Genomic DNA, 15,438 nt, shown 5'->3' on the forward strand with positions numbered 1-15,438 from the left:
GCTTCATTTTTCACGTATATATTCTTGTGTTGTACATGCAAGATCTTGCGTTTTTTATAGATCTAAACTAGCTGAATTTTGCGGAATATGGTTAACTTAAGCTCAATGATATTCGTTTTAATTTTGCATGGCCTATCAAACTTTAGAACAGCTACAGCAATCTAAAGCCAAGCTTCACGAGACTGTGGTGCTTGATGAGAATATGCAACTTGCATTTTGGTCTAATAAGCAAGATCGCGTAAGTGTCTGTAGCGATCACCATACTTTAAGTCTCTATATTCAAGATGGCTATGAAAGCTATCAAAAAACCCCTGCAGGCTGGAAAAACGGCGGTGGGCCGGGGCGTTTTTGCTTATTGCCTGAGCATCAGGAGTCGACTTGGGATATACGTGGTGGGCTTAAATTCGTTCACTTATATTATACCGACCAACATTTGCGTGATGTTGCCGAAAAAATATGGGACAAAGAACCTAATCAAATTGAACTAAACGAAGTTGTTTTTAACGATGACGAAAAGATTCGAGCGCTTTATCAGTTTTTCTTACTAGATTGTGATTGGAAAGATTCAGCAAACCATTTACAAATGAGTACAACTGCCAGTTTATTACTGAACCATTTAATTCGAAGATATAGCAATGTTCAATGGCAGCAACCTATCATTAAAGGTGGGCTCGCTCCTCATAAACTCAAATATATTCAAGACTGGATTGAAGGGCATCTAGATCAAGCACTTACCTTGTCTGATTTGGCAAATGTTGTAAATTTAAGCGAATACCATTTTGCTCACATGTTTAAACAGTCCATGAATATGGCGCCTCACCAATATGTCATGCAAAGACGCTTAACCAAGGCCAAGGGGCTAATTCAGTCATCTCAGCTTTCTTTGCAAGATATTGCCCTAGTATGTGGGTTTAGTTCAGCAAGTCATTTAAGTCATCGCTTTAAACAGTTTTATGGTATGAGTCCTTCACAGTTACGTTAAACGTCTAATGTAATTGGTCTATCTTGAGCTGCATCAAACGCAGCTCTTGCCGCATCAATATCAGCAATGTGCTGCTGAGCCCATTGGCCTAAAGCAATTACAGGTTCTGTAAGTGAATGACCGAGTGGGGTTAATTCATATTCAACATGAGGTGGAACTACAGGATAAACCGTACGTTTAACTAATCCATCTCTCTCTAAACCACGCAAACATAAGGTAAGCATACGCTGCGATATTCCATTGATACTTCTTTTAATTTCAGAAAAGCGATGAGAACGTGATGCAAGTGTCATTACAATGAGTATACTCCATTTCTCGCCAACTCTAGCCAATACTTGGCTGACTCTTTGGCAATTTGAACTTTGGATATCGTGAGGTATGGTTACAGTCATATTACTTGGTTCCCTAAATGTGCCTTCTTGTGCATCAGAATAATAGTAGTAACATAATTAGTTCAAGTAACAATTTTATACTGTAGGTATAAGCAATGAAACTACTTCAAATTGACACAAGTATTTTAGGTGAGCAGGCTGTTAGCCGCCAACTCACCTCATCTGTTATTCGTCAGCTCATCACAGCTTATCCAGATGCAGAAATTATTCATCACGATTTTGCTTTAGAGCCAATTCCTCATTTGTCTGATGCTGAGTTCTTAGCATGGCAAGGTGTTGAACCTAATAATGAAATAGCGCAGCAACGTGTTGCACGAAACACCCAATATTTGGATGAGTTCTTATCGTCAGATATCGTTGTAATTGGCGCGCCAATGTACAATTTTAGCTTCCCATCACAGTTAAAAGCGTGGCTTGACCGACTATCTGTTGCTGGAAAAACATTCCGTTATATGGAAAACGGTCCTCAAGGTTTAGTAGAAGGTAAACGTGTGATTATTGCTTCTTCGCGTGGCGGTGTGTATTCAGAAGGTTCACCAGCCGAAGCTTTAGACTATCAAGAAACTTATATCAAAGCGTTTTTCAATTTTATTGGTGTGACTGATATTACTTTTGTGCGCGCGGAAGGGATCGCTTTCGGCCCAGAAGCACGTCAAGCTGCCTTAGATAATGCAGCAGCACAAATCGCACAATTAGCGGGTTAAAAATATAAACAGCCGAACAGAAAAGAAACTGTTCGGCCTTATTGATAAGATTTTCTGAATTTAAAAAATATTTAAATCAATAGTTAACTAAAAAAAGTGACAGCGAGTCCAACCAGCGCTGATGCAAAAATCACATATAACACGTTCAGGTTAAAGCGGAATAAAGCAATAAATGCACCAACAGTAATGAAGGCTGCAACAATGTCAAAATGCCCTGAAAAGCCTTGTGGCCATAACACGTGATAACTAAAAAATAGTGCGAGATTTAGAATTACACCGACCACAGCCGCGGTAATTGCAGTGAGTGGCGCAGTAAATTTAATTTCATTATGTGTAGATTCAATAATGGGCGCACCCGCAAAAATAAATACAAATGAAAAGAGAAAGGTAAACCAAGTCACAATGACTGCACCAAGTGCTCCAGCAAAAAATAGATGCTCAGAGCCAAGTAGTGAATGATTGACGCCTCCTAAAAAGCCAACAAAGGCCACTACCATAATCAGTGGACCCGGTGTAGTTTCACCTAAAGCTAAACCATCAATCATTTGTGTAGGTGAAAGCCATCCAAAATGATTTACAGCCCCTTGATACACATAAGGTAAAACCGCATAAGCCCCCCCAAACGTAAGTAAAGCAGCCTTGGTGAAGAACCATGCCATTTGAGTATAAGAATGATGCCATCCAAAATATGCGCCTAAAGCTAAAATTGGCAATAGCCATAAAGCGATTGCTACAAGAATAAGTTTAGCTAACCGCAACCAATGGAATTTAGCGTGCTCTGGTGTTGGAGTCTCATCATCAATAAATGCCGGACCATAATCTTTTTGACTGGCTTTATGTCCAACCGCGGAGGAAAATAGTTCTGGGTACTTTTTACTCGCTAAATAGCCAGCAATACCAGCTGATAAAACGATAAACGGGAAAGGAAGCTTTAAGACAAAGATTGCAAAGAACGCCGCAATCGCGACGATCCATAAAAACTTATTTTTAAGCGAACGACTACCTATACGGTACGTTGCATGGAAAACAATTGCGGTAACGGCAGGCTTAATTCCATAGAAAATACCTGCAATAACGGGAACATCTCCAAATTTTATGTAAACCCAAGACAGTCCAATTAAAATAAATAACGAGGGTAATACAAATAGAATACCGGCAACTAAACCTCCAGCAGTTCTGTGCATGAGCCAACCAATGTAGGTTGCTAATTGCTGCGCTTCAGGGCCGGGTAACAGCATGCAGTAGTTCAGTGCATGTAAAAATCTTTTTTCAGATATCCAGCGCTTTTGCTCAACGAGTTCCTGATGCATCACAGCGATTTGTCCAGCTGGCCCTCCAAAACTAATAAAGCCAAGCTTGAGCCAAAATAAGAAGGCTTGCCAGAAGGTGACTTGAATAATACTTTCAGGTAAAGGGGATTTTTCGTTTTCCATTTTTTATCCCATCAAAAAATTGATTCATACGGATCAAGAACATCAAAAACTAGTAACTTTTAGTTAATTGAATAAGTTAGATGTGCTAGGCAGCTATAGCATACAGAACAAAAATGACTTTCTTATTATTTTAAAAAGATATTCTTCTAAAAAATCTCTAGAAGAATATCTATCTTTTACTTTTTAATGATCATGTTCTAAATAATCTGGTTTTTTCGGAAGCGCAAGGCTACATAAGAAACAGATAATCAGCATGACAATGACATATATAAAGAAGGTATTTTCAATTCCGGCAGCTTTGAACTGTAGGGCAACTGAAGGAGCAGAACCGCCAAACAGCGCATTACCTACTGCATAAGAGAAACCTACACCTAAAGCTCGCACATGAGGTGGGAACATTTCAGCTTTTACCAAGCCACTGATAGATGTATAGAAACTGAGTAACATCATCATAAAAATAAGTAGCAAGGTAATGATGATCGGAGAATCTATATAGGCACGCATCCCGATCACCATGACTGGGTATATAAAAATCGCAGACAATAAGCTAAAGGCCAGCATTGAAGAGCGTCGCCCAATACGGTCGGAAATAGCACCAAATACAGGTTGAGCACACATATAGACAAATAGTGCGAAGGTCATGATATAACCAACGATTTTTCCATCCATCCCTAAATTGGTTAAATAGGTTTTTGAATAAACAGTCTCTACATAAAACGTTAATGAACCAGCAGAAGTGTATCCAACCACCAATAAAAAGGTTTTCCAGTGCTTTTTAAAGAGTTCTCTTAAGCTACCAGACTCTTTTCGTTCGCTGTCTTGATGAGAAAGCGTTTCTTCTAAACGACTACGTGCAAGCAAAGATAAGATTGCTGCAATACCACCAATAACAAACGGAATACGCCATCCACCATCATGTAATTGTTGTTCACTTAAGAACGTTAATAAAATTACACCAAGTAAGCTTGCGAGTAACTGACCACCAGAGAGGGTGACATATTGGAAAGATGAGTAAAAACCACGTTGGCCTTTTAAACCCAATTCACTCATATATGTTGCTACTGCACCATATTCACCACCAACTGATAAGCCTTGAAGTAAGCGCACTACCAGTAAAAGAAAAGGGGCAAATAAGCCAACTTGGTCATAAGTAGGTAGGGCTGCAAATAGAAAAGAACTCAAAGCCATCAGACAAATTGAGATGACCATAGACTTTTTTCGACCATGCCGGTCTGCAATTCGTCCAAATACCCAACTACCAATAGGACGCATAAAAAAGCTTGCAGCGAATACACCCCAAACATAGATAGATTTAGTCGTACTATCCATATCAGGTGCTGTTAATGCTTGAGTAAAGTAGGCAGCAAATACTGCATAGATATAAAAGTCGAACCATTCAACTAAATTACCAGAGGCTGCGCCTACAATCCCACGTATTCTGCTACGTTTTTCTTCCTGAGTGTATGTCATATTTCTTCCATCATTTTGCAGACAAAAATGAGGAATTTTTAGATATGCTGGATAGAAAATAAAATGAAACTTTAAATATCACTCAATCCTGAGCACTTCCTTAAATTCCTAACTATTCATTTTTTCTAATTTTAAAATTCGTTTCTAGTAAGATTACGTCCTTTTGTTCGATTTAAAGATAATTTTACCAATGATCGAACACTTCCTTTCATTTAACTTAATAATTAATTCTATTTAAAATCAGTGAGCTAATTTACAACGGTACTTTTCTATTTTATTTCTCCTTTTAAGTTTCATTTCGAGCTTAAGTTTATTTCGAATATTTGGTAATACTTAAAAAGTTATAGCGTCAATTCCTAATAAAATAAATGAAATTTATATAATGATAAGTTCATAAAATTTGAATCAAATACACTTAATCGAAAAAGTACAGAATGTATTGTTTCTCAATATATGTAGCTGTATTCTTGCGTGGCTAAAAATAGACTCCGCACTCATTTCTAGCGCTTTAGAATTATGCACGGTATGGCAGGTAGTTATTCAATGGAAAGACGTTCGATAAATCTTCACTTCATGACATGCTCTAAAACAGCATTGGTTTCATCTATTGCACTCATAACATCTGCCGTCTATGCAAATGAAGCGGAGGTTTCGCAGCTCCCAACCATTACTGTGAACGCTACACAAAATAATGAGGCACTATATACGTCTAAAAAAGTTAATTTATCTGGTTTTCAAACTGGTGATGTAAAGAAAGTCCCTGCATCTATTACAATCATTACCTCTGAGCGTATAGCAGACCAACACGCAAAAACTTTAACTGATGTTATTAAAAATGATTCATCGTTAGGGGATGGCTACGCTGCAATTGGCTACTATCCAAACTTTGTAGCACGTGGTTTTGCGCTTGATTTAGGCTCAAGTTATCTCATTAATGGTCACACTATACGTGGCGAGCAAAATGTTGCTTTAGAAAATAAAGAACAAGTTGAAATCTTAAAAGGCATTTCTGCAATTCAAAGTGGAATGTCGACACCAGGTGGTGTGGTTAACTATGTAACCAAAAGACCAGCCGATGTTAAAAACATTGCTGTAGATGCAAATTCAGAAGGCGGCTATACACTGGCAACAGATGTCGGCGGCTTTGTTAATGATAGTTTTGGTTATCGAATCAATTTAGCCCATGAAAGCATCCATCCAAATGTTGATCACGCAAATGGTAAACGAGAGTTTGGTTCAGTTGCTTTAGACTGGAAAATTAATGATCGTTCTAAATTATTGTTTGATATTGAAGCTCAGCATCTAAGTCAACGTTCAGTACCGGGTTATCAACTGCTTGATGGGCAAGAAGTACCAACAAATGTAGATCAAGACCGTTTATTGGGTTACCAGTCTTGGAGTAAACCTGTTGTTAATAACAGTGTAAATGCAAGTTTGAAATATCAATATGCATTTAATGATCAATGGAATGCTAGCTTAAGTGCATCGCAAAGCCGTGTTGTGATTGATGATTACAGCGCTTTTCCATGGGCTTGTTATAGCGACGGAGTTTGCCAAAATAATACTTTTGATAAAGATGGTAATTACGGTATTTACGATTTTCGTAGTCCAGACGATACACGTATTACCAACCAGTTTTCTGCTGGGTTAAATGGACAATTCCATACTGGCAATATTCAGCATCAAATCGCTTTTGAAATACAACATACTTATAAAACATTGAAGCGCTACAACTCTAACTCAATGGAGCTTGCCCCTATAGGATTAGGTAATATCTATGAAGAAACAAAGGATTATGAGCCAGCTCAGATTGAATTAAGAAATTACTATAAAGCTCTAGAAAGTGATCAGACTGCATTTACTATATCTGACCGAGTTCAATTTAATGATCAGTGGTCAACTCTACTCGGTGGAAAACTTATTTACCTTGATGAACAAGCTTATAATTCAGATGGGCAACAAAGCCGAGATACCGATTTAAACAAGTTCTTGCCACAATTAGCGCTTATGTATAGTCCAACTTCCAAGACCAATCTTTATGCTTCATATGCCAAAGGATTATCAGATGGTGGTGAAGCTCCGTGGTTCGCTAATAATGCTTTAGAAGTTCTATCTCCTAAAAACTCTGAACAATATGAAGTTGGTGTTAAGCAACAAATTCAGAACTTCTTAGTAACAGTAGCTATTTTTGACTTAAAACAAGACAATCAATATACGACTATAAATTCTGAAGGAAAATTAGAATTTGTTGAGCAAGGTGAACAACACAATCAAGGTATTGAGTTAGGTTTAACTGGTACCCTAACCGATACACTTGATGTCAGTTCAGGTATTACCTATACCAAATCTCGTCTTGTTGATATTGATAATGACAGCTACAAGGGTCATCAAACTCAAAATGTACCGAAAGTCCGCGCAACTGCGCAGTTATCTTATAAAGTACCTTCAGTTGAAGGGTTAAGATTATTGAGTGGTATGCAATACAGTAGCAGTAAATATGCAAATAAAGAGGGAACGGCAAAAGTAGGTGGCTATAGCGTCTTTAATATAGGGGCTGCCTATAAAACAAATTTTGCTGGGCATGACACAACTTTTAGATTTAATATTGATAACTTATTTAATAAGAAGTATTGGCGTGATGTAGGTGCATTTATGGGGGATGACTATCTATTTTTAGGTAATCCACGTACAGCTCAGTTCTCTACAACTTTTAGTTTTTAAAAGTTATAGAACAAATAAAAAAAGGAGCTTCGAAAAGCTCCTTTTTTTATTTCAGGAATTAAGCCGACATTTTTGGTTTAACCATATTATTAATCGACAAGATATCATCAAGCACTTGTGCCGATAATAAACCTTCATTTTGAACTAAAGCCAATACGCTTTGTCCAGTTTCGTTTGCAGTTTTAGCAATACGAGTTGTAGTTTCATAACCTAGATATGGGTTAAGTGCAGTCACGATACCAATTGAGTTTTCAACCAAAGCTTTACAATGCTCAGGGTTCGCCGTAATTGTATCAATACACTTACTTTGGAACATTGCCATTGCCTTACCAAGCAAATCCATAGATTCAAACAGTTTGAATGCAATAAGTGGTTCCATTGCATTTAACTGTAATTGGCCCGCTTCAGCAGCTAAAGTTACAGCCAAGTCATTTGCAATGATCTGGAAACAAGCAAGGTTCATTGCTTCAGGTATAACTGGGTTTACTTTACCCGGCATGATCGAGCTACCCGGTTGACGAGCTTCTAAATTAATTTCATTAATGCCTGTACGTGGACCACTTGAAAGTAAACGTAAGTCATTGGCAATTTTTGAAAGTTTAGTTGCGGTACGCTTTAATAAACCAGATAAAAGAACAAAGTCACCCATATCTGAAGTTGCTTCGATTAGATCAGGAGCAGATTTAATTTTCTTACCAGAAATTTTTGCAAGTGCTTGAATCGCAAGTTCACGGTAACTATATTCAGTAGTAATTCCCGTACCAATTGCCGTGCCACCAAGGTTCATATACGCTAAAACATTTGGAATAAGCGTGTTAATTTGTTCAAGGTCTTTTTGTAAAGTTACTGCAAAAGCACTAAACTCTTGACCTAATGTCATTGGCACAGCGTCTTGTAACTGTGTACGGCCCATTTTTAGGATATGAGCAAATTCTTGAGATTTATTGCGGAAACTTAAGATTAAATTGTTAAAAGGAAGATTTAGTTCATCTAAGCTTAATAACAAACCTAAGCGAATCGCAGTAGGGTACACGTCATTTGTTGACTGTGACATGTTAATGTCGTTATTAGGATGCAAATATTGATATTGGCCTTTTGCGTGTCCCATATATTCTAAAGCGACGTTTGCTAATACTTCATTTGCATTCATATTGGTTGAAGTACCAGCACCGCCTTGCATCATATCAATAGGGAACTGATCGTGAAAATTACCACGAATAAGTTGATTACAGCTGTATTCAATCGCTTCAAATTTAGTCTGATCTAAACTTTTTAAATTATAGTTCGCTTCAGCACAAGCAAGCTTTACCATTGCTAAGGCTTTAATAAGGTGAGGGAAATTTCCGACCTTGCTTTGAGTTAAATTAAAGTTTTCTAGAGCACGTAATGTTTGAACTCCGTAATAGTCGTTATTATTGATCTCTCTATAACCAATAAGATCCTTCTCAATACGGGTGGTAATTTCAGCGTTCATCATTAAACTTCGAATTAGTAAAGAAGATAATTCATATTAGATTTCGAAATGCTTCACTTCTAATGCATTTATCAAGTTGATTATGCATTTTTTGCATATCAGTTTTTTAATTTTATAGTCAACTAACTAGGAGATTTCACTTACAACGATTAATTAAACTATATAAATTAATAATTTAATATTGAGATGAAGTTAATTTCAAAATTTGCTTGATACAATGAATGGTCATCTAATTTTTGAAAGAAACCCATTGCAAAAATTAAGACTAGTTAATTTAAGTGAAATATCAACTTAATTATCTTTATTATTAGCTTTTAAAGTGAAGCCTATCTAACAAATTAATATAAAAATGTGATGCATTTCACATAAAAAACACTATAATACGAAAAAATCTTAGTTTTAAGTTTATGTTAAAAGTCACAGCCGCATTAATTATTTTGGGAAGTTTTACATACTATGTGCTTTTCCATGGTGAAGAGAAAAGTGAGTCTAAAACTTCTCGTCTGCTTAAAGAAGCAGAGCAATCAATCGCTTCTGCTGAAACCTCGGTAAACAAAGCTAATAGTATTGTGCCCATATCTTACAAGTAGCCTCAGTTCTTATTAACTATTTCATATTATCCATCAAAATATTGTTTTATCTAGATTTTCTTAAAATTTGGGTAAAAGACTGTATGTATAGAGACAAAATTCATGAGAATGAAGTTTATCGCCTATGATCCCAATTCTGGGGAAAAATTAAGCTTAAAAGAGCATATCCACCATATGGATAAATACACCACTTATATCTTTTTTAGTGATGAAAACGACAATATGGTGTTCAACCCCCAGAAAAAGCAAGTTTTTGAAATTACTCAATATACTTCTAATATGATGGTTGAAATTTCAAGAAAGTTATATTACCTCATTGGTGAATATTAGAAATTCGGTTTTTATTCAATCTTAAGTCTTAAGTTAAATACTTTAGTAGAATAGTCAGGTTTTATGGACTGAGCTATAATACAAGTATATCTTCTGATTTAAATGAATTTATTGAGTCAGAGAGTTTAATTCCTGAAATAAGCAAGATAGTCATTTTCAGTTTTACAGTCCGTATTCTTCCCCAAGGTGCGGACTTTTTTTATAAAAAATAAAACATGAGTAAAGCATAGGATTATTTCTTTTTTTTATTAACTTAAAACTTGTTATTTACTTGCGTTATATACTCCTTACTTTTTGATTTAAAATAATTTTTAGATTAATAATTTTATATTTGTATGAGTTCTTGAGTTAAATCAAAGTCTTTTATTCTCTTACGCTCTTTTCTATGTCAGAATTATTTAAATACTTACTTTTATTGTTTGGCTTTGCCAATCCTCCATCGCATTTTTGCAGGTACTCCCATGTTTTATAGTTTTTATTCATCTATTCAGCTATTTATTCAGCTTCCCAACCAGACAGATTAAGGACATAACTATAAAAAGGGAATGCATAAAATGAACTTAGAAGTACGTTGGGTAGAAGACCTTTTGACACTTGAGCGTGAGCGTTCTATTTCAAAAGCAGCCGAAAAACGATTTATTAGTCAATCTGCGTTTACGCGTAGAATTCAGCAAATAGAAGAGATGATCGGAGCTGAAGTTATTATTCGAAATAATAAAAATAATATTGAATTTACAGACATTGGACGGATTATGCTGGTGATGTCTAAAAATATTGAGAAGCAGGTAGAAGAAACAGCAAAGCTGATTAAAAACATCAAAAATGAAACCGAATCTACGATTCGTTTCTGTGTTGTCCACTCATTAGCATCAGGTTTTTTAACCACTTTTTTAAAAAAATTCCCAACATTTATGCGTGATTTAAAAATTGAAATTGTCGCGACGAATAGTGGTGAAGGCTTATCTCTTTTAAAAGAAGGTGCCTGCGATTTTATGATTTGCTATGCAGATCGATCTAATATTAATCGGGTTGGTGATGATATTTTAAGTGGTATCAAGATTGCTGAAACAGAGATTGTTCCAGTGTCAGCTACCGAAGCAGATCATACGCCTAAGCATACAATTCAGAGTAATTTTTCATTACTTGCTTATAGTAAACATGCTTATTTGCGCAAATTGGTCGATCAATTAATTGAAGGTAAACTGATCTACAAAACCTTATATGAAACTGACAATGCCACCAACTTGAAAGAGCTTGTATTACAAGGTTTAGGTGTAGCATGGATTCCAAAAATTAATGTAGAAGAAGATCTCGCTACCGGAAAATTGGTCATGTTGGACGATAACGAATATTGTCTGCCACAAGATATTTATATTTTTAAAAATAACTTGAGTGATAACAAATCAGTTCAGCAAATCTGGAAGGGCTTCCAAACTCAACATGATTAAAATTTATAATGATATGTGATGTCCTCAAGATATTTACATACAAAGTAATCAATCAAAGAGCTCATACCTTTGTCTTTATGATGAAAGGCTTTATAAAGCATTGCTCATGGTCTAGGTTCTTTGTTAATTTAGACCATATATCAATAATTCAGAAATCTAGTGAGCATTTTTATATATGCTGTGTCTGATTTTATTCCTTTTGAATGGATTATTTGATCCAGACGGAGACAATTTTGTTTGATCTAGATAGTAGATTACTAAATATTTTTTATCATATTTATCGGTTTAAAAGTGTTTCAATGGCTGCTGATGCTATTGGGCTTACACAACCGAGCGTTAGTAATGGACTGAACAAAATCCGTCAGCATTTTAATGATCCACTTTTTATTCGTGTTGGGAATGAAATGATTCCAACCGAATTAGCTAAAGAAATCTTTCCACTCATTAGTGAAGTGATTGATAAAGTGGAAAGCATTAATAATTTTAGTGTGAATTTTGATCCGCTAACTTCAGATCAGCTTTTTACAATTGCGATGACAGATGTATCTCATCTGGTTTTATTACCGCAATTAACAAACTATTTAAAAGAGAAAGCCCCTTTAATTCGCTTGAATATTAGGCCGATTACGCCAGAAACCAGCTATCAAATGGCAAATGGTGAGATTGATCTTGCAATTGGCTTTTTACCCCAATTAGAAGAAGGCTTTTATCAACAAAAGTTTTTTAAACAACATTATGTGGTGATTAGCTCTAAGAGCCATCCTCGTTTAGATCCAAATAATTTTACTTTAGATGATTATATGCGCGAGTATCATATCGACATTGATGCGGGAATCGGGCACTACCATATTAAAAATGAATTGCAGAACAAAGGATTGGATCGAAATATCTTAATTCGATTACCAAGCTATCTTGGAGTGGGATTAGTCGTTCAAGAAACAGATGCGATCGCAACGGTACCGTATTATTTAAGCCAAGTCTTATTGGTGAGAGAAAATTTACAGATTTTACCAGCACCTCTAGACTTCCCAACTTATGATGTTAAACAACATTGGCATATGTCTTGCCATCATAAAAGTAGCCATAAATGGTTCCGTCAAACCTGTTATGAACTTTTTAAAGTCTAAAAAAAGAAGATGTAAGAAAAATTCTTACATCTTCCGTGCACTTTAATTTTTAGATTTCAATTGCAACAGCTGTAGCTTCACCACCACCAATACATAAAGCAGCAACACCTTTCTTCTTACCAAGGCGTTTTAAAGCATAGATAAGAGAAAGAATAATTCTTGAGCCAGTTGCGCCAATTGGATGGCCTAAAGCACAAGCACCGCCATGGACGTTTACTTTTGCTTCATCAATGCCGAGTTCATGAATTGGCGCCATTGCTACCATTGCAAAAGCTTCATTAATTTCCCAAGCATCTACCTCATCAACAGACCAGCCAGCACGCTTAAGTACTTTTTGAATTGCACTAATCGGAGCAATGGTAAATTCGCTTGGATGTTGTGAGTGAGTAGATGTTGCAACAATTTTTGCCAAAGTATTTAAACCATGACTTTGAGCATATTCTTCAGTGGTGAGTACTAAAGCAGCAGCGCCATCAGAAATTGAGCTTGAGTTAGCAGCTGTAATTGTCCCATCTTTACTAAAAGCGGGGCGTAATGTTGGGATCTTGTCAAGATTCGCTTTTAATGGCTGTTCATCTTGATCGATAACTTCAACACCTTTACGTGTTTTTATTTCAACAGGAACAATTTCTTCTTTGAAATAACCTTCAGTAATCGCAGTTTGCGCTTTTTTAAGTGAAGAAATTGCAAAGTTATCCATTTGCTCACGTGTAAAGCCTTTGGTATTTGCCATGTCTTGAGCAAAAGAACCCATTAAGCGGCCTGTTTCTGCATCTTCAAGACCATCTAAAAACATATGGTCCTTAATTTCACCATGACCCATACGGTAACCACCGCGAGCTTTCGGTAAAATATAAGGTGCATTGGTCATAGATTCCATACCGCCAGCTACAATAATATTGGCACTGCCTGCTTTTAGAGTATCAGATGCCATTAACACCGCTTTCATGGCAGAGCCACATAGTTTATTAATGGTAACTGCGCCGACATGATCAGGTACACCAGCTTTACGCATCGCCTGACGAGCAGGACCTTGACCTATGCCTGCACTCAATACACAACCAAAAATAACTTCATCTACTTGTTCAGGTGCAACACCTGCACGTTGGATCGATTCACGGATAACAGCAGCGCCAAGTTCTGGTGCAGTTAAAGCCGATAGACTGCCTTGAAAACCGCCCATTGCAGTACGGCTACCTGAAACTATAACAATTGAACTCATCTTAATATCTCTTATTGATGTATTTGCTAAATTTGCCTTTAGCCGAAACTAAAGGCGCCAGTAAATTAAAAAGTAGGTGGGGTGTAGCTAAGTGTTCTTCCAAAGAACCATAATAAAAATAAAACTAACGGAAAATGCACAACGAGCTGAGTGACTGTAAAACCAATCACATCTTTTGCTTTTAGTTTTAAAATGCCTAACATTGGAAGCATAAAGAACGGATTGATTAAGTTCGGTAAAGCTTCGGCTGCATTATAAATTTGTACAGACCAGCCTAAATGAACTTTCAAATCATTTGCTGCTTGCATGACATATGGGGCTTCAATAATCCATTTTCCACCGCCAGATGGCACAAAGAACCCAAGAATCGCAGAGTAAATTCCCATCACAATTGCAAAGGTTTCTTTTGAAGCAATTGAAACGAAAAATTCGGCTATATAATGCGACAGCGATAAATCTTGACTGTTTAAAGCTTGCGTCATAATAAAAGCGATGCTTCCGTAAAGTGGAAACTGAATTAAGATTCCTGATACAGCTGGAACTGCCTTTGAAACAGCATTTAAGAAGTTTCGTGGTGTGCCATGCAAGGCTAACCCAAGCATTAAAAACACAAAGTTGTAGGTGTTTAAACTTGAAATAGCAATAATTGGATTACTTTTTGAAAACTCAAAAAACATCCAGATTAACCCTAATGCGACCACAATAATCGTTAAGATAGGCGAGTTTTCTAACCAGTCACCTGGACGATTAGATTTCTCATCATGTGGTTTATCTTCTTCAAATTGAACATCAAAACTATCAATCGTTTTAACATTATTACCTTTGGGAGCTGACCAGTAAGCGATTGCGATTGAAACAATCACCAAAATAATGGTCATCGCAATTGATTGCCAAAGGAAAATCGTTTCAGTAAATGGGATAACGCCAGTTAAGTTGTAAATTGACTCAGGTAAACTGGTTTTATTCGCTTGAAGCTGTGCTGCCGAAGAGCTAATTCCCAGTGCCCAAGTTGCCCCCATACCAATAATTGCAGCCGCTGCCGCTGCACGGTAATCCATATTCAGCTCTTTACGTTTCGCTAATGCAATCACTAAAAGTGCAGTAAGAATCGTGCTTACTGCCCAATTGACCAGTGAAATTAATAAACTAACGGTTGCAACTAAAACAATAGCACCACGTCCCGAATTTGGAATACGTGCCATTTTTTGGATTAGGAACTTTACGGGCTTAGATACAGAAACGACATAACCTACAATAATGAGCATCGTCATTTGCAGGGTAAAGGGAATAAGACTCCAGAAACCGTTACCGAAGGAAGTCGCAACATCGTGAATAGGCGCACCAATACCTAAAGCGGCAACTGACACGATAATGACGCCAAGTAATGCAAAAATATATGAATCAGGAAACCATTTTTCAGACCACTCACTAATCCGAAGAGCAAATCTTTCAAAAATTCCTTGCTGTTTTTCCATAGCTGAAAAAATCCTTCTCATTCTTATTTATAGACAGCACATCCGGTGCTTTAAAGGGCTAAGACTCAAG

13 protein-coding genes are annotated in these 15,438 nt (G+C 36.6%); 7 read left to right on the forward strand and 6 right to left on the reverse strand.

Annotated elements, in window-relative coordinates; genetic code table 11:
- The first annotated feature begins 127 nt into the window (after window positions 1–127).
- Complete coding sequence (locus tag B806_RS0115605; protein WP_017386913.1) at window positions 128–982, forward strand: helix-turn-helix domain-containing protein; 855 nt, start codon at window positions 128–130, stop codon at window positions 980–982.
- Here the strand turns inward: B806_RS0115605 and B806_RS19590 are convergent.
- Entirely contained in the window at window positions 979–1,374 is a 396-nt protein-coding gene (locus B806_RS19590; RefSeq protein ID WP_079380996.1) for a helix-turn-helix domain-containing protein, read from the reverse strand. The genes B806_RS0115605 and B806_RS19590 overlap by 4 nt on opposite strands.
- Before the next feature lie 95 nt (window positions 1,375–1,469).
- Between B806_RS19590 and B806_RS0115615 the strand changes: the two genes are divergently transcribed.
- The gene (locus B806_RS0115615; RefSeq protein WP_017386915.1) at window positions 1,470–2,078 is read left to right on the forward strand and encodes an NAD(P)H-dependent oxidoreductase; all 609 of its coding nucleotides are present in this window, start codon (window positions 1,470–1,472) and stop codon (window positions 2,076–2,078) included.
- Window positions 2,079–2,161: 83 nt separating this feature from the next.
- Here the strand turns inward: B806_RS0115615 and chrA are convergent, their stop codons facing one another.
- Together chrA and B806_RS0115625 are read right to left on the reverse strand one after the other, a co-directional pair.
- The gene (chrA, locus tag B806_RS0115620) at window positions 2,162–3,511 is read right to left on the reverse strand and encodes a chromate efflux transporter (protein ID WP_017386916.1); all 1,350 of its coding nucleotides are present in this window, start codon (window positions 3,509–3,511) and stop codon (window positions 2,162–2,164) included.
- A 183-nt stretch (window positions 3,512–3,694) separates the two neighbouring features.
- The gene (locus B806_RS0115625; RefSeq protein WP_017386917.1) at window positions 3,695–4,981 is read right to left on the reverse strand and encodes an MFS transporter; all 1,287 of its coding nucleotides are present in this window, start codon (window positions 4,979–4,981) and stop codon (window positions 3,695–3,697) included.
- Window positions 4,982–5,497: 516 nt separating this feature from the next.
- On the opposite strand from B806_RS0115625, the gene B806_RS0115630 reads away from it, so the two are divergent.
- Entirely contained in the window at window positions 5,498–7,702 is a 2,205-nt protein-coding gene (locus tag B806_RS0115630) for a TonB-dependent siderophore receptor (RefSeq protein ID WP_025466034.1), read from the forward strand.
- A 58-nt stretch (window positions 7,703–7,760) separates the two neighbouring features.
- On the opposite strand, the gene B806_RS0115635 is transcribed toward B806_RS0115630, so the two are convergent.
- Entirely contained in the window at window positions 7,761–9,179 is a 1,419-nt protein-coding gene (locus B806_RS0115635) for an aspartate ammonia-lyase (protein WP_017386919.1), read from the reverse strand.
- Window positions 9,180–9,583: 404 nt separating this feature from the next.
- Here B806_RS0115635 and B806_RS0115640 point away from each other — a divergent pair, with 404 nt between their 5' ends.
- The 4 genes from B806_RS0115640 (at window position 9,584) to B806_RS0115655 (ending at window position 12,671) form a co-directional block, all read left to right on the forward strand.
- A complete protein-coding gene (locus B806_RS0115640) occupies window positions 9,584–9,766 on the forward strand; it encodes a hypothetical protein (protein ID WP_002113649.1) in 183 nt (60 codons plus the stop codon).
- Between the two features lie 108 nt (window positions 9,767–9,874).
- Window positions 9,875–10,096 carry a hypothetical protein gene (locus tag B806_RS0115645; protein WP_014206692.1) on the forward strand — a complete coding sequence of 74 codons (222 nt, stop codon included), beginning with the start codon at window positions 9,875–9,877 and terminating at the stop codon, window positions 10,094–10,096.
- 554 nt (window positions 10,097–10,650) lie between these two features.
- Window positions 10,651–11,544, forward strand: coding sequence for a LysR substrate-binding domain-containing protein (locus B806_RS0115650; protein WP_017386920.1), 894 nt, complete (start codon window positions 10,651–10,653; stop codon window positions 11,542–11,544).
- Between the two features lie 233 nt (window positions 11,545–11,777).
- Window positions 11,778–12,671: a LysR family transcriptional regulator gene (locus tag B806_RS0115655; protein WP_003651675.1), complete on the forward strand. Its 894-nt coding sequence runs from the start codon at window positions 11,778–11,780 to the stop codon at window positions 12,669–12,671.
- A gap of 49 nt (window positions 12,672–12,720) precedes the next feature.
- On the opposite strand, the gene B806_RS0115660 is transcribed toward B806_RS0115655, so the two are convergent.
- Both B806_RS0115660 and B806_RS0115665 read right to left on the reverse strand, forming a co-directional pair.
- Window positions 12,721–13,893, reverse strand: coding sequence for a thiolase family protein (locus tag B806_RS0115660; protein ID WP_017386921.1), 1,173 nt, complete (start codon window positions 13,891–13,893; stop codon window positions 12,721–12,723).
- 65 nt (window positions 13,894–13,958) lie between these two features.
- The gene (locus tag B806_RS0115665; protein ID WP_017403211.1) at window positions 13,959–15,368 is read right to left on the reverse strand and encodes a TIGR00366 family protein; all 1,410 of its coding nucleotides are present in this window, start codon (window positions 15,366–15,368) and stop codon (window positions 13,959–13,961) included.
- Window positions 15,369–15,438: the final 70 nt, after the last annotated feature.

The organism is Acinetobacter sp. TG2027 (assembly GCF_000302435.1).
In the GTDB taxonomy this organism is placed as follows: domain Bacteria; phylum Pseudomonadota; class Gammaproteobacteria; order Pseudomonadales; family Moraxellaceae; genus Acinetobacter; species Acinetobacter pittii.

Excerpts from the sequence above, each read along its gene's own strand:
- B806_RS0115605 (WP_017386913.1), top strand. The coding sequence starts at position 128 with ATGGCCTATCAAACTTTAGAACAGCTACAGCAATCTAAAGCCAAGCTT.
- B806_RS19590 (WP_079380996.1), bottom strand. The coding sequence starts at position 1,374 with ATGACTGTAACCATACCTCACGATATCCAAAGTTCAAATTGCCAAAGA.
- B806_RS0115615 (WP_017386915.1), top strand. The coding sequence starts at position 1,470 with ATGAAACTACTTCAAATTGACACAAGTATTTTAGGTGAGCAGGCTGTT.
- chrA (WP_017386916.1), bottom strand. The coding sequence starts at position 3,511 with ATGGAAAACGAAAAATCCCCTTTACCTGAAAGTATTATTCAAGTCACC.
- B806_RS0115625 (WP_017386917.1), bottom strand. The coding sequence starts at position 4,981 with ATGACATACACTCAGGAAGAAAAACGTAGCAGAATACGTGGGATTGTA.
- B806_RS0115630 (WP_025466034.1), top strand. The coding sequence starts at position 5,498 with ATGCACGGTATGGCAGGTAGTTATTCAATGGAAAGACGTTCGATAAAT.
- B806_RS0115635 (WP_017386919.1), bottom strand. The coding sequence starts at position 9,179 with ATGATGAACGCTGAAATTACCACCCGTATTGAGAAGGATCTTATTGGT.
- B806_RS0115640 (WP_002113649.1), top strand. The coding sequence starts at position 9,584 with ATGTTAAAAGTCACAGCCGCATTAATTATTTTGGGAAGTTTTACATAC.
- B806_RS0115645 (WP_014206692.1), top strand. The coding sequence starts at position 9,875 with ATGAAGTTTATCGCCTATGATCCCAATTCTGGGGAAAAATTAAGCTTA.
- B806_RS0115650 (WP_017386920.1), top strand. The coding sequence starts at position 10,651 with ATGAACTTAGAAGTACGTTGGGTAGAAGACCTTTTGACACTTGAGCGT.
- B806_RS0115660 (WP_017386921.1), bottom strand. The coding sequence starts at position 13,893 with ATGAGTTCAATTGTTATAGTTTCAGGTAGCCGTACTGCAATGGGCGGT.
- B806_RS0115665 (WP_017403211.1), bottom strand. The coding sequence starts at position 15,368 with ATGGAAAAACAGCAAGGAATTTTTGAAAGATTTGCTCTTCGGATTAGT.